Source organism: Petroclostridium xylanilyticum (genome assembly GCF_002252565.1).
Lineage (GTDB): Bacteria > Bacillota > Clostridia > SK-Y3 > SK-Y3 > Petroclostridium > Petroclostridium xylanilyticum.
This window is the reverse complement of the sequence record NZ_NPML01000007.1, coordinates 438,038-451,783: the sequence shown is the minus strand read 5'-3', so window position 1 is coordinate 451,783 and position 13,746 is coordinate 438,038. Positions and strand designations below refer to the sequence as shown.

Annotated in this window: 13 protein-coding genes; all 13 read left to right on the top strand. The window is 36.3% G+C overall.

All coding sequences use genetic code 11. From position 1 onward, the window contains the following. Positions 1-155 precede the first annotated feature (155 nt). The 13 genes from CIB29_RS05540 to CIB29_RS05485 all read left to right on the top strand — a co-directional run bounded on the left by CIB29_RS05540 (position 156) and on the right by CIB29_RS05485 (position 13,745). Positions 156-290 (top strand): Spo0E family sporulation regulatory protein-aspartic acid phosphatase, encoded by a 135-nt coding sequence (locus CIB29_RS05540; RefSeq protein WP_117434601.1) that lies wholly within the window; start codon positions 156-158, stop codon positions 288-290. Between the two features lie 173 nt (positions 291-463). Continuing rightward, positions 464-895 (top strand): division/cell wall cluster transcriptional repressor MraZ, encoded by a 432-nt coding sequence (mraZ, locus tag CIB29_RS05535; protein ID WP_094547674.1) that lies wholly within the window; start codon positions 464-466, stop codon positions 893-895. Between the two features lie 59 nt (positions 896-954). Next, positions 955-1,890 carry a 16S rRNA (cytosine(1402)-N(4))-methyltransferase RsmH gene (rsmH, locus tag CIB29_RS05530; protein WP_094547578.1) on the top strand — a complete coding sequence of 312 codons (936 nt, stop codon included), beginning with the start codon at positions 955-957 and terminating at the stop codon, positions 1,888-1,890. A 47-nt stretch (positions 1,891-1,937) separates the two neighbouring features. Further along, on the top strand, positions 1,938-2,435 hold the full coding sequence (locus tag CIB29_RS05525; RefSeq protein ID WP_157910216.1) for an FtsB family cell division protein: 498 nt from the start codon (positions 1,938-1,940) through the stop codon (positions 2,433-2,435). An 83-nt stretch (positions 2,436-2,518) separates the two neighbouring features. Further along, complete coding sequence (locus CIB29_RS05520; protein WP_278335830.1) at positions 2,519-4,753, top strand: stage V sporulation protein D; 2,235 nt, start codon at positions 2,519-2,521, stop codon at positions 4,751-4,753. A gap of 35 nt (positions 4,754-4,788) precedes the next feature. Continuing rightward, entirely contained in the window at positions 4,789-6,243 is a 1,455-nt protein-coding gene (locus tag CIB29_RS05515) for a UDP-N-acetylmuramoyl-L-alanyl-D-glutamate--2,6-diaminopimelate ligase (protein ID WP_094547572.1), read from the top strand. 15 nt (positions 6,244-6,258) lie between these two features. Beyond that, positions 6,259-7,635: a UDP-N-acetylmuramoyl-tripeptide--D-alanyl-D-alanine ligase gene (locus CIB29_RS18855; RefSeq protein ID WP_242965062.1), complete on the top strand. Its 1,377-nt coding sequence runs from the start codon at positions 6,259-6,261 to the stop codon at positions 7,633-7,635. Further along, complete coding sequence (mraY, locus tag CIB29_RS18850; RefSeq protein ID WP_198543760.1) at positions 7,636-8,610, top strand: phospho-N-acetylmuramoyl-pentapeptide-transferase; 975 nt, start codon at positions 7,636-7,638, stop codon at positions 8,608-8,610. 32 nt (positions 8,611-8,642) lie between these two features. Continuing rightward, the gene (gene spoVE / locus CIB29_RS05505) at positions 8,643-9,743 is read left to right on the top strand and encodes a stage V sporulation protein E (protein WP_423241286.1); all 1,101 of its coding nucleotides are present in this window, start codon (positions 8,643-8,645) and stop codon (positions 9,741-9,743) included. A 5-nt stretch (positions 9,744-9,748) separates the two neighbouring features. Then, complete coding sequence (gene murG, locus CIB29_RS05500; protein WP_094547568.1) at positions 9,749-10,864, top strand: undecaprenyldiphospho-muramoylpentapeptide beta-N-acetylglucosaminyltransferase; 1,116 nt, start codon at positions 9,749-9,751, stop codon at positions 10,862-10,864. Positions 10,865-10,949: 85 nt separating this feature from the next. Beyond that, positions 10,950-12,203 carry a UDP-N-acetylglucosamine 1-carboxyvinyltransferase gene (murA, locus tag CIB29_RS05495; protein ID WP_094547566.1) on the top strand — a complete coding sequence of 418 codons (1,254 nt, stop codon included), beginning with the start codon at positions 10,950-10,952 and terminating at the stop codon, positions 12,201-12,203. A gap of 13 nt (positions 12,204-12,216) precedes the next feature. After that, complete coding sequence (locus CIB29_RS05490) at positions 12,217-13,011, top strand: cell division protein FtsQ/DivIB (protein ID WP_198543759.1); 795 nt, start codon at positions 12,217-12,219, stop codon at positions 13,009-13,011. Beyond that, positions 13,008-13,745: a DUF881 domain-containing protein gene (locus CIB29_RS05485; protein WP_094547562.1), complete on the top strand. Its 738-nt coding sequence runs from the start codon at positions 13,008-13,010 to the stop codon at positions 13,743-13,745. Before CIB29_RS05490 ends, CIB29_RS05485 begins: the two co-directional genes overlap by 4 nt. Position 13,746: the final 1 nt, after the last annotated feature.

The window sequence follows — 13,746 nt, the reverse complement described above, 5'->3', positions numbered from 1 at the left end:
ATTGGTAATAAAATGTAAAAAAGCTGTAAAAACGTTGTAAAAAATAAGAAATATAATATATATTGACATATTTTGTATATTGTTGTAAAATAAAAAAACAATATATTTTTGAGGTGATTCTATGCTGAATGATCGAATTGTAGCGTTTGGATACGATGTTAGTAAGAAATGCCGACTTTGAACAGATCTATGCCATCAGTATAGAATTGGACAAGCTTATTGTTGAGTATTATAATCAGATACGGACAAAGAAAAAACAACCTAATGCAAAACTGTTAAATAAGAGATAGGACGATATCTGGTGCTAAAGAACTAGTAAAAGATAGGACTAATGACCAGTCCTATCTTTTATTTTTTTCTCAAAAAGTTGTTGATTCAATTGGAAAAATATTATAAAATTACAACTAGAGTGGTGGAAAGTGGTGAAAAGTGGTGCGAAGTTACATGGGTGGGGTGGAATTCAGTGTTCATTGGTGAATATCTGCATAGTATAGATACAAAGGGAAGAATTATCATCCCATCTAAATTCCGTGAAGATTTAGGTGAAAAATTCATTGTTACAAAAGGTTTAGATAATTGTCTATTTGTATATTCGCTTGAAGAATGGGTAAACCTAGAAACAAAATTAAAAACTTTACCACTCACCAGTAAAGATGCAAGAGCTTTTATTAGGTTTTTTTTCTCCGGGGCCACTGAATGTGAAGTAGACAAGCAGGGCAGAATCCTTATTCCTGCTAACTTACGGGAACATGCCGGCTTGGAAAAGGACGTAGTTGTAATAGGGGTTTCTACCAGAGTAGAAATCTGGGATAAAGAACGATGGGATCAGTACAACAGCGATGACAATATAAGTCCGGATGAAATTGCAGAGAAGATGGCATTTTTAGGAATATAATTGAGATAGAGATATAGATACAGATAAAGAAACAGATAAGGAATTAAGAAGGTGAAAAGATGGACTTTCATCATGTGTCGGTGATGCTTGAAGAGAGTATTGATGCTCTAAATATAAAACCGGAAGGAATATATGTTGATGCAACATTAGGTGGTGGAGGCCATTCCTATAGAATTTGTGAAAAATTAGGGAGTAATGGTAAGCTTATAGGCATTGATCAAGATGTTAATGCTATTGCTGCATCTACAGAAAGGTTAAAAGATTATAAAGAAAAAATTATACTAGTAAATGATAACTTTAAAAATATAAAAGAAATATTACAGAGATTAAATATTTTATCAGTTGATGGAGTAGTTGCAGATTTGGGTGTTTCATCTCACCAGCTGGATGAGGGAGAAAGAGGATTTAGTTACCAACAAGACGCAGCTTTAGATATGAGAATGGATAGGAAGAACCCTTTGAGTGCCTATAATATCATAAATGAATATTCGGAGGAAGAATTAACGAATATTATTTTTAGTTACGGCGAGGAGAAATGGGCAAGAAGAATAGCAAAGTTTATTGTGCAGCGACGGGAAACGGCGCCAATCTCTACAACGGGAGAATTGGTGGATGTTATCAAGAAGGCGATTCCGGCAGCAGCAAGAAGGGATGGCCCGCACCCGGCCAAAAGAACTTTTCAAGCTATTAGAATTGCAGTAAATAATGAATTGGGGATTCTTGAGTCCGCTATTATGGATTTTGCAGATGTTCTGAAACCGGGCGGGAGGATGGCCATCATAACTTTTCATTCGCTTGAAGACCGAATCGTAAAGCAGACTTTTAGCAGGTTAAGCAGTAAATGTGAATGCCCACCCCAGTTTCCGGTTTGTGTATGTGGAAAAAAACCAGTAACTAAAATTGTAGTAAAGAAACCAATAGTTCCATCAGAGCAAGAGTTAACAGTTAATCCGAGAGCCAGAAGTGCGAAGCTTAGAGTAGTGGAGAAGTTGTAGGAGAATTTTAATTGTAAAAGTCAGTATAGATTGTGAGGTTGATAATCTTGTTAGCAGCGCAAAAAAGTAGTAATGCCTATAAATACCAGGAACAGGAACAGTATATTTCCAGCCGCCAACCAAAATCAAATGAAAATAAGACGGTAAAACTTAAGCCTGAAGCAAGAGGTATCGAAAAACTCAAGACTATTCTGGGCGTGTTAATATGTTTTGGCGTTGCATTTTGTATCATATTTCGATATGCAGCTATTACCGAGGCAAGTAATAAGATTGATAATTATAAAAAACAGTTAAGTCAAATAAAAAGAGTGAACGAACAATTGCAGGTGGAATTGGACCGCTCTATTGATTTGAAAAAAGTTGAAGAAATTGCCAGGACAAAGCTTGGAATGAAACGGCCTGAAAAGTATCAAAATGTTTATGTTAAATTAAAAAGGAACGATTATGCAGAAGTAGTGGATAGGCAGCTTGAGGATAACAACCAGCAAGGTGGTTTTGCTATTATCAATAGGATAATAAACAATGTTTTGGAATATTTATATTAAATTTGTATTATATATTTATAGGAGATTGAGATTAAGATTGAGATAGTTCAAACTCAATCTTAACCTCAATCTCAATCTTTAATATGAAAATAGTGGGGAGTGGACAGCGGGGAGTCATCGACAGCAATTTTTTTGTGAGGGGTGGTTTTGTTTTGGCTGCGCCAAATCTGACAATAAAAAAAAGAATACTATTTTTACTTGTTTTTTTTACCTTATCGTCGCTGGGGTTAATCATTAGAACTGGATGGTGGCAGATACATGAAGGAGAGAGACTGCAAAAAGAAGCTATAGAACAGCAAACCAGAGATAGAATTATAAACTCTAAGAGAGGTACCATTTTTGACCGCAATGGCAAGCCTCTTGCAGTTAGTGCCTCGGTGGAAACGGTAAGTGTCATACCAAATGAGATAAAAAAAGCCGGTAATGCAGAAGAAGTTGCCACAAAGCTTTCGCAAATCCTGGAAATGAATTATGAAGATGTGTATAAAAAGATTACTAAGAATAGTGCATATGAGATTATAAAAAGAAAAATTGAGAAAAACGAAGCTGATGAAATTAGAAAATGTAATTTCAAAGGTATTCACCTGGACGGAGATTCAAAGAGATATTATCCATATGGCAATTTTGCTTCCCATGTAATAGGAGCTACCGGTGTTGACAATCAAGGGTTATTTGGAATAGAAGCTAAATATGATAAATATCTAAAAGGCTTACCAGGAAGAATCGTTTCAGCGAAGGACGCTGTTGGGACGGATATGCCGTACAAATATGAAAGATATGTAAATCCAGAAGATGGTGCCAATGTAGTTTTAACAATCGATGAAGTAATCCAGCATTTTGCCGAAAAACATTTGGAAACGGCAGTAATAGATAATAAAGTGGAAAAAGGTGGGGCAGCCATTGTAATGGACCCGAGAACCGGGGATATACTTGCCATGGCAGTTAAACCTGACTTCGATTTGAATAACCCGTTTAAAATACAGAATGAAGAAGTACAGAAGGAATTGGAAAAATTAACGGGAAAAGAGTTTAATGAGCGTTACAAGATTGAACTGGAGAAAATGTGGAGAAATAAAGCTGTTGTTGACAGCTATGAACCGGGGTCTACCTTTAAAATCATCACATCGGCTGCCGGATTGGAAGAAAATGTTGTAAAGCCTACCGATATGTTCAATGATATAGGTTATGTTACAGTTGCAGGGAAGAATATTAAATGTTGGAGATCCGGCAGGCCTCATGGAGTACAGACTTTTGTACAAGGGGTCCAGAACTCCTGTAACCCTGTATTTATTGAAGTTGGATTCAGACTGGGGGCACAGACTTTTTACCGTTATGTCAAGGCTTTCGGTTTTCTAGAGAGGACAGGAATAGATTTTGATGGAGAAACAGCCGGAATATTCCATAAGCCTACAGCTTTTAATGAATTGGAATTAGCTACAGCATCCTTTGGACAGGGATTTCAGGTAACTCCGCTGCAAATGGTTAGTGCCATATCTGCGGTTGCAAATGATGGAATACTGCTAAAACCCAGATTAGTAAAACAGCTTACTGATAAAGACGGAAATGTAATTAAGACTTTCGAACCGGAAGTTGTCCGGCAGGTTATATCAAAAGAAACTTCTGCAACCCTTAGGGGAATTTTAGAGACTGTTGTTTCAGAAGGTACAGGAAAAAATGCATATATAAAAGGTTATAGAGTGGCGGGTAAGACTGGAACATCTGAAAAACTTCCCAGAGGCAGCAGTAATTATATTGCTTCATTCATTGGCTTTGCTCCCGCTGATGATCCGAAGGTTGTCGTGCTTGTAATATTGGATGAACCTAAAGGAGAAGCTTATTATGGTGGTGTGATTGCAGCCCCGGTTGTAGGCAGAATCCTTGATGATACTTTAAGATATTTGGAAGTAGAACCTAAGTTTACTGAACAAGAGCTGGCAACAATGGATGTGTATGTTCCGGAATTAAGAAATAAGGATGTGAAAGAAGCGCAGAAAGCTTTAAAAGAGGTTAATTTGACATATAAAATCCAGGGGACTGGCAATACTATTACTGACCAAACTCCAAAACCTGGAGCAAAACTTCAGGAAAAATCGGTAGTTATATTATATACGGAGGGGGCCGAACAGATTTCTAATGTTGTAGTTCCGGACGTCCTAAAGAAGTCGGTATTGGATGCCAACAAGATATTAACTGATGCGGGATTGAATATTAAAATAACTGGTTCTGGTACTGCTATCAAGCAACAACCGGCGGCAGGTACTACGGTTGCCCCGGGTACGGTAGTGGAAGTGGAATTCAGGTTTACGGATGTTGATTAATAAGTTATCAATTCATATACCGGGGAGGGTTATTTATGTTATTAAAAGATTTGACCAGCATAATTGAGCACGAATATGTAAATGGAGATCAAAGTGCTGAAATAAGCGGTATTGCTTATGATTCAAGAAGAGTAAAACCCGGGGATCTGTTTGTATGTATAAAAGGTTTTAAAGTTGATGGGCACGAATTTATTTCCCAGGCAATCGGGCAAGGAGCAGCAGCTGTTATTGTAGAAAAGGAAGTGGAGGATGCGAAGGTTCCATTGATAAAAGTTAAAAATTCCCGTAGAGCTTTGGCACTGATTTCAGCTGCTTTTTTCAGCAACCCTTCATCAAAATTTAAATTGATAGGGGTTACGGGGACTAACGGAAAGACCACTACAACATATTTAATAAAAACCATATTAGAGCAAGGCGGAAGTAAAGTTGGTCTTATAGGAACCAATCAAAATATGATTGGTGATAAAGTTCTACCGGCAGAAAGAACAACTCCGGAGTCGCTAGAATTGCAACAGCTTTTTTCAGATATGGTGAAAGAAAAGATAGATTACGTAGTAATGGAGGTATCTTCCCACTCTTTGGAACTCAATAGAGTTGACGGATGTAATTTTGAAATAGGGATTTTTACCAATATTACTCAGGACCATTTGGATTTCCATGTTACGATGGAAAATTATTTAAAGGCAAAGACAACCTTATTTAAACGCTGTAAGAAAGGTATCATTAATGTTGATGATAGTAGTAGTGAATATATATTGAATAATGGAACTTGTGAGATGATTACCTTTGGAATAGATAAGGAAGCCGATATTCACGCTAAGGATATTGAAATTTCAGAAAAAGGAGTAAAATTTGATGTTGATACTCCTTATGGTAGTAAGTTTATTGAATTAGGCATACCGGGAAGGTTTTCGGTATACAATGCATTGGGAAGTATCGGAGCATGTTTGGCTTTGGGAATAAGTCTGGAACAAATACAGCAGGGATTAAAGCAGGCTAAAGGTGTTCCAGGAAGAGCACAAATTGTTGAAACAGGTAAAGATTTTACAGTATTGATTGATTATGCCCATACACCTGATGGCCTTGAAAATATTCTTAATACTGTAAACGGGTTTGCAAAGGGCAGGGTAGTTACTTTATTCGGCTGTGGTGGAGACCGGGATAAGACAAAACGGCCGATAATGGGTGAAATAGCCGGAAAACTATCTGATTTCTGTATTATAACTTCCGATAATCCCAGGACCGAAGACCCGCTCCAAATTTTGAACCACATAGAAGAGGGTATCAAAAAGACCGATTGTTCCTATGTAGTAATCGAAAATAGGTTTGAAGCCATTAAATATGCTCTGGAAAATGCAAAGAAAGACGATGTTATTGTTTTAGCAGGAAAAGGACATGAAACATACCAGATTCTCAAAGATAGAGTAATACATTTTGATGAAAAAGAGATTGTGGAAAGTATATTAAGAGAAGCAGGGAATGGAGAGTAGATAATAGTGGAACCGATGAAGATCAACGAAATTGTCCAAGCAACTGGAGGGCAATTGGTTAATGGTAATGGTGAGGTTGAACTCGTAGACATTAGTACGGATAGCAGAAATATCAAGGAAGGCATGTTTTTTATTCCCTTGAAAGGCGAGAAGTTTGATGGACATGACTTTATTCCTAAGTCATTTGAAGCTGGTGCTGTGGGATGTATCGTGGAAAAGGATATAAATATTGAATTTCATGATAAATGTGTTATAAAGGTTGGGAATTCGTTAAAAGCTTTACAGGATATAGCGAGGTATTACCGTCAAAAATTTTCAATACCTTTTGTTGCAGTAACGGGTAGTGTAGGTAAAACAACTACCAAAGATATGATTGCTTGCGTTCTGGACCAAAAGTATAAGGTGTTGAAGACACTGGGAAATTTCAATAATGAAATAGGTCTTCCGCTAACTGTATTCAGGTTAAACAGAACTCATCATATTGGAGTAACAGAAATGGGAATGAGTGGTTTTGGCGAGATAAGCAGACTTGTCTCTATCGTTAAACCTGAGACAGCAGTTATTACAAATATAGGGTTATCTCACATAGAAAAACTAGGTTCCCAAGAAAATATCTTGAAAGCCAAGATGGAAGTATTTGAAGAATTTGATAAGGATAGCCTGGCAATATTAAACGGAGATGACCGATTACTCTTCAATTTAAAAGGAAACTTACCATTTAGGATAATATATTACGGTATATATAATGACAAATGTGAGCTGAAGGCACAGGATATCTCATATCATGGTGAGGAAGGCAGTTCTTTCAGTATTATTGTGGATGGAGCTACATATACAGTTAGAGTACCTGTAATGGGAGAACATAATATATATAATGCGTTAGCATCCATTGCAGCAGGGATGGAATATGGCATTAGTATGAACAATATTATAAAAGGAATTGCACTTTTCAAACCTGAAAAAATGAGAATGGATATTTTTGAATCCAAAGGTATTAAAGTTATTAATGATTGCTATAATGCAAGTCCTGCTTCCATGGCAGCAGCCCTTAAGGTTTTAAAGCAAATTCACAATGAGGGCCGTAAAATTGCTATTTTGGGCGATATGCTGGAAATGGGAGAATGGGCTTTTGACGCACATAAAAAAGTTGGCAGCGATGTAGTTAAAAATAATATTGATTATTTGATGACAGTGGGATATAATGGAAAAAACATTGCTTTAGGAGCTTTGCAGGCAGGGATGGCAGAAGAAAATATTTTTAGTTTTGACAATAATGATGAAGTAATAAAATTTATCGATCATTTTATAAAATGTGGTGATGCAGTGCTTATTAAAGCCTCCAGAGGGATGAAAATGGAGGGTATTGCGGAACATATACGAGAGGTGAGGTAAGTGATAAACATTATCGCTTCAGTTTTAATTTCTTTTTTCGTCTGTTTAATATTAGGGCCTTTTTTAATACCTATACTAAGGAGGCTTAAGTTTGGCCAGAGCATACTGGAAATAGGACCACGATGGCACGCCAAAAAATCGGGCACTCCTACAATGGGAGGAATCATTTTCATTATAGGAATTGCCATAGCTACTCTTTTTTTAGCAAGAGATGATAAAGTGACTATTTTACTTTTAACCGCAATTGCGTTTGGAATCATAGGTTTTATAGATGATTTTATAAAAGTAGTTCTTAAACGAAATCTTGGTCTTACTGCCAGTCAAAAATTTACAGCCCAAACCCTTGTAGCTGTTGCTTTCAGTGTATTCTTGTTTAATGCCGGGTTTGTAAATACTGAATTATATATACCATTTTTTTCTGGAGTCATAAATTTGGAATGGTGGTTATATATTCCCTTCACTGTTTTTGTCCTATTAGGTACAGTAAACAGTGTTAATCTTACAGATGGCTTGGATGGATTAGCAGCAGGAATAACGGTAGTTGTCTCGATTTTTTTTACAGTGGCAGCCTTTGCATTCAAGGACTATAATACTGCGGCTTTTGCCGCGGCAATAACCGGGGGATGCATGGGGTTTTTGTTGTTTAATGCCCATCCTGCAAAAGTGTTTATGGGGGATACAGGTTCTCTTTTCCTGGGAGGGGCAATATCCGTTATAGCGATTGTATTAAAATTACACTTTTTGCTTATTATCGTAGGAGGAATCTATTTAATAGAGACATTATCCGTTATACTTCAAGTTATATCTTTTAAACTTACCGGGAAGAGGATATTTAAAATGAGCCCTCTTCACCATCACTTTGAATTGGCAGGGTGGAAAGAAACTCGTGTTGTAACGGTGTTTGTAATTGTAACTATAATTCTTAGTTTTATTGGACTTTTAGGCATTCATAATATTTTACAATTTATAGAATAGTATGAAAATATAAATTATTTAAGGAGGTACATTTGGTGAAAGGTAGAGGTTCTTTTGATTTTGGATTTTTTATAACTGTCATGATATTGCTTTCTTTTGGATTAATTATGGTTTTTAGTGCCAGCTCAGCTTCTGCCTTTTACGATTATAACGATAGTTATTATGTTATTAAAAGACAATTGATGTGGGCTGTATTGGGATTGTTTGCCATGTTTTTTATGGCAGGATTTGATTACAAAAGACTCAATAGATTGTCAGTTCCTATTTTAGTAGTTAGTATTATTCTTTTAATAGCTGTGTTAATTGTCGGTACAGAAGTAAACGGAGCGCAAAGATGGTTAGGTTTTGGAGGTTTGACCATTCAGCCCTCGGAAGTAGCTAAGTTAGCAGTTATCATATTTTTTTCCAGTAGCCTGGCAAAGAAAAAAGATAAAATTAAAAAATTTTTTACAGGTCTTATGCCATATTTAATGATTTTAGGCGTGGTTGCAGCCCTTGTAATTCTGGAGCCGCATTTAAGCGGTACGGTAGTAATAGCATTGGTAAGTGTAATACTATTGTTTGCTGCCGGGGCCAGGATTTTTCATTTTGTTATTCTATCCCTTCCTGCCATAGCAGGACTTGTAATTGCAGTTATTGTTGAGCCTTATCGAATGAGAAGAATAGTATCATTTCTAAATCCATGGGAATATAAGATGAATGAAGGCTGGCAGATTATTCAGTCATTGTATGCGATAGGTTCGGGAGGCCTTTTTGGTTTAGGACTTGGAAGAAGTAGACAAAAATTTTTATATATTCCTGAGGCTCAAAATGACTTTATATTTTCTATATTATGTGAAGAGCTGGGTTTTGTAGGTGCTGCTACAGTTTTAGTTCTGTTTTTGATTTTGATATGGAGAGGTATAAAAATAGCTCTAAATGCTCCGGATACCTTTGGAAGCCTTTTGGCAACAGGAATTATTTCACTTATTGCGGTACAAGTATTAATTAATATTGCGGTTGTTACTTCATCTATGCCGGTAACAGGAATGCCTTTACCTTTCTTTAGTGCCGGTGGATCGTCGCTTTTGTTTATTATGGCAGGGATGGGGATTGTTCTTAATATATCACGATATTCAAATAATAGGGGATGATGTGCTTGAAAATATTGTTTGCCGGAGGAGGTACTGCAGGACATATCAATCCTGCAATTGCTGTTGCCAATTACATCCGAGCAAAAAAACCTGACTGGGATATTCTTTTTATAGGTACTAAGGAAGGATTGGAAACAAAACTTGTTCCAAAAGAAGGATTGAAAATAAAGTACATCAACATAAAAGGATTTAAGCGCAAATTATCTATTGATAATTTGGTTACGGTCAGAGACTTATTTATAGGAATGTTACAGGCAAGAAAAATTATTGCTGAATATAAACCGGATATTGTGATTGGTACCGGTGGATATGTAAGTGGACCGGTTGTATTAAATGCTTCCATGATGAAAATACCTACTATCATACACGAACAAAACGCGATTCCGGGTGTAACTATTAAAATACTATCACGTTTTGCAGATGTAATCGCTATGGGTTTTGAAGAAAGTAAGAACCACTTCAAAACAGTTAATAAGTTAGTACATACAGGGAACCCAATAAGACAAGAGTTAATAAATATAGACAAAGAGACCGCAAAAAGACGTTTGGGATTGGATAATAAGCCTGTTATTCTTGCTGTAGGTGGAAGTTTAGGTGCACAAAAAATTAATGAGTCAATAGTAGAGTATATAAAATCAATCTATAGGAAAAATAAGGTTTATTTAATGTTTGGAACCGGTGAAAAACAATATCAAGATGTATTAGATACATTAAAAAGTCAAGGTATAGATTTGGAAATTGATAAAAATATCAGGGTATTTCCCTATATAAATGATATGAATATATATGCAGCTTCTGATTTGGTAATATGCAGATGTGGTGCAATGACTTTGAGTGAAGTGACGGCAATGGGAAAACCTGCTATTTTGATTCCGTCACCAAACGTGACTCATAATCATCAGGAATATAATGCCCGAGCTCTTGAAAAACAGGGTGCGGCAATCGTTTTTACTGAAAAGGAACTGGATAGTAAAAAGCTTAATAACCAAATTGAGAATTTATTAAAAGATCAAAAATTATTGCAGCAAATGGCAAACAATTCTTTTAATATGGGTATTACAAATGCAGCAGAAAAGATATATAATATTGTCATAGAGTTGTTAAAGGAAAGTGGAAAGTAATACTAGTAACACCTTAACGCGAGTTTGCATAGTATATATTGCAGTACAATTATTCTAAGCCAGCAGACTCGTGGAGGTGTAAGGTATGAGCAGAATTGTCATTGCTGGTGGTAATATACTAGAAGGTGAAGTAAATGTAAATGGTGCAAAAAATGCAGTGCTTCCTATATTAGCTGCAACTATATTAAATGGTGGTATAAATGTTATACACAATTGTCCTGAGTTAAAAGATGTATCGGCTTCTTTACAGATACTCGAGTTTCTGGGATGTGAAGTAAAAAGGCAGGGAAAAACTATTATTGTTGATTCATCAAACATAAAAGATTATCGTGTTCCTGAGCAACTAATGAGAGAGATGCGCTCGTCAGTGATTTTTTTAGGGTCAATTATTTCAAAATGCCGTAAAGCTGTTTTAAGTTATCCCGGGGGCTGCGAAATTGGACCCAGACCTATAGATCTACACCTGAAGGCATTAAGACAATTGGGAATTAAAATCAATGAGGCACATGGTTACATATATTGTGATGCTGCCAGAATTGATGCCAATGACATAAATTTGAACTTCCCAAGTGTAGGTGCCACTGAAAATATCATATTGGCAGCTGTTATGGCGAATGGCACTACCATCATAAGAAATGTTGCAAAAGAACCTGAAATAGTTGATTTACAGGACTATCTTAATGCGATGGGAGCAAAAATTTCTGGTGCTGGTACAAGTGTAATAAAAATCGAAGGTGTGGAAAAGCTCCATGATGTAGAACATACGGTGATACCTGACAGAATAGAAGGATCTACATACTTAGCTGCTGCAGCCATTACAGGTGGAACTGTTAAAATAACTAATGTTAATCCGGAACATCTTCAAGCTGTATTGGCGGCCCTTAGAGAATGTGGATGTAAAATATACGTGGAGAAAAACACTATAACTCTTTCTAGAACCTCAACACTGCAACCTGTAGATGTAATACGGACACTTCCTTATCCCGGTTTTCCTACGGATATGCAGGCACCAATGATGTCAGTGTTAACACTTGCAAGGGGGACCAGTATTATTAGTGAAACGATTTTTGAAAATAGGTTTAAGCATGTGGAAGAGCTGATGAGGATGGGTGCTGATATAATGGTTGATGGCAGGGTGGCGGTTATAAGAGGAGTTGAAAAACTTACAGGTGCTAACGTCAATGCAATGGACCTTAGAGGGGGGGCAGCTCTGGTAATTGCAGGGCTGGCTGCAGAAGGAAGTACAGTAATAGAAGGAGTTCATCACATTGACAGAGGATATGAAAAGATTGAAGATAAATTGAGATTATTAGGTGCAGATATAAAAAGGGTGGATTAGGATAATGGTACTTATGCGCAACAGTAGTGGTAATTTTATTACCACTACTGAAATGAACAAAAGGGTCAGATATAAAAAGAGGACAAGCCGCAAGTTCTTTGGATTGTTATTATTATTAATAGGAGTCTTATTAATTTCTTTATTTTTACCTGTTTTTAATATTGCGGCTATAGACGTCAAAGGAAATGATAGGGTTTCTGCACAGGATATAATTGATGCATCTGGAATTGAAAAAGGAATAAACATATTCAGAGCTGATTTAGTTAAAGCTAAGACTAACATAAGAAAAATTCCATATATCGATTCAGTCAAAATAAGCAGGTTTTTTCCAAATTCAATAACCATCACCGTGGTAGAACGAAAACCTGTAGGCTATATCCCATTTATGGGTTCATATATATTTATAGATCAAAAAGGAAATGTTCTAGAGGTTGTTCCAGAGGTAAAGGATAAAATTCTACCTGTGATTGTGGGCTTGAAATTTAACGAATTCAAGCTGGGAGAAGTCATCAAGGTAGATGAAGAAAAAAAGCTCGAAATTATTGTTGACTGTGTCAGGGAGATCATAAATAATAAGCTGTTAGATCAGATCTCACACATTGATGTACATGATGTTGACAATATACAGTTAAATGTAAGGAAACAAATCATTGTTACCCTGGGAGATAGTCAAAAAATAGGTTATAAAATGAGCTTTTTAAAAGAGATATTAAATGAACTAAAAAATGGAGAAAAAGGATATATTGATTTACGTAATGTAGACAGGGTTACTTTTAGGCCTAGTGAATATGTGGAGGTAATGCAATGAAAAACATAAGGGCTCAAATCGCTATAGCATTTATTTGTATTATATTGGGATTTATGATCTCAATTCAATTTAAAAGTGTAAAAAGAAATTTTTCTCTTGTAAGCAAGCAGTTCCAAAGAGCTGATGAACTACAGCTGGAGTTAAAGAAAGAACAAGAAAAGAATGAGAATCTGTATAAGCAATTATTGCAATATGAAAAAGATTTAAATGCATATCAAAAAGAGGCAGCTCAAAGGAGCGACTATGCCAATGCATTATTGGACCAGCTAAAAAGAGCTGAAATACTTGCCGGTTTGACCGATGTAGAGGGACCAGGTGTTATTATAACACTGAACGATAGCAAATTAAAGAATGATAGTTCCAACCAGGTGGATGAAAATTACTTTATTATCCATGATGAGGATATTTTGATGGTGATAAATGAATTGGCTGATGCTGGAGCGGAAGCAATTTCACTCAATGACGAGCGTTTAATCGCTACCAGTGAAATAAGGTGTGCAGGAGCCACAGTAAGTGTAAATAACAACAGACATTCAACACCTTTTATCATTAAAGCAATCGGTGATCCTGATACTTTGGAAGCGGCATTAAATTTACGAGGTGGAGTAAGAGACATCTTAGGACAATGGGGCATTGAATTTAATGTAAAAAAATCTAATAAAATTTTAGTGCCAAGATATAATGGAGTTATTAATTTTAAGTATGCAGTACCGGTAAAGAAGGAGGGGAAGTAGC

Coding starts and splice junctions, on each gene's coding strand:
- CIB29_RS05540 (WP_117434601.1), top strand. CDS start 156: ATGTTAGTAAGAAATGCCGACTTTGAACAGATCTATGCCATCAGTATA.
- rsmH (WP_094547578.1), top strand. CDS start 955: ATGGACTTTCATCATGTGTCGGTGATGCTTGAAGAGAGTATTGATGCT.
- CIB29_RS05520 (WP_278335830.1), top strand. CDS start 2,519: ATGAAAATAGTGGGGAGTGGACAGCGGGGAGTCATCGACAGCAATTTT.
- CIB29_RS05515 (WP_094547572.1), top strand. CDS start 4,789: ATGTTATTAAAAGATTTGACCAGCATAATTGAGCACGAATATGTAAAT.
- CIB29_RS18855 (WP_242965062.1), top strand. CDS start 6,259: ATGAAGATCAACGAAATTGTCCAAGCAACTGGAGGGCAATTGGTTAAT.
- murA (WP_094547566.1), top strand. CDS start 10,950: ATGAGCAGAATTGTCATTGCTGGTGGTAATATACTAGAAGGTGAAGTA.
- CIB29_RS05490 (WP_198543759.1), top strand. CDS start 12,217: ATGCGCAACAGTAGTGGTAATTTTATTACCACTACTGAAATGAACAAA.
- CIB29_RS05485 (WP_094547562.1), top strand. CDS start 13,008: ATGAAAAACATAAGGGCTCAAATCGCTATAGCATTTATTTGTATTATA.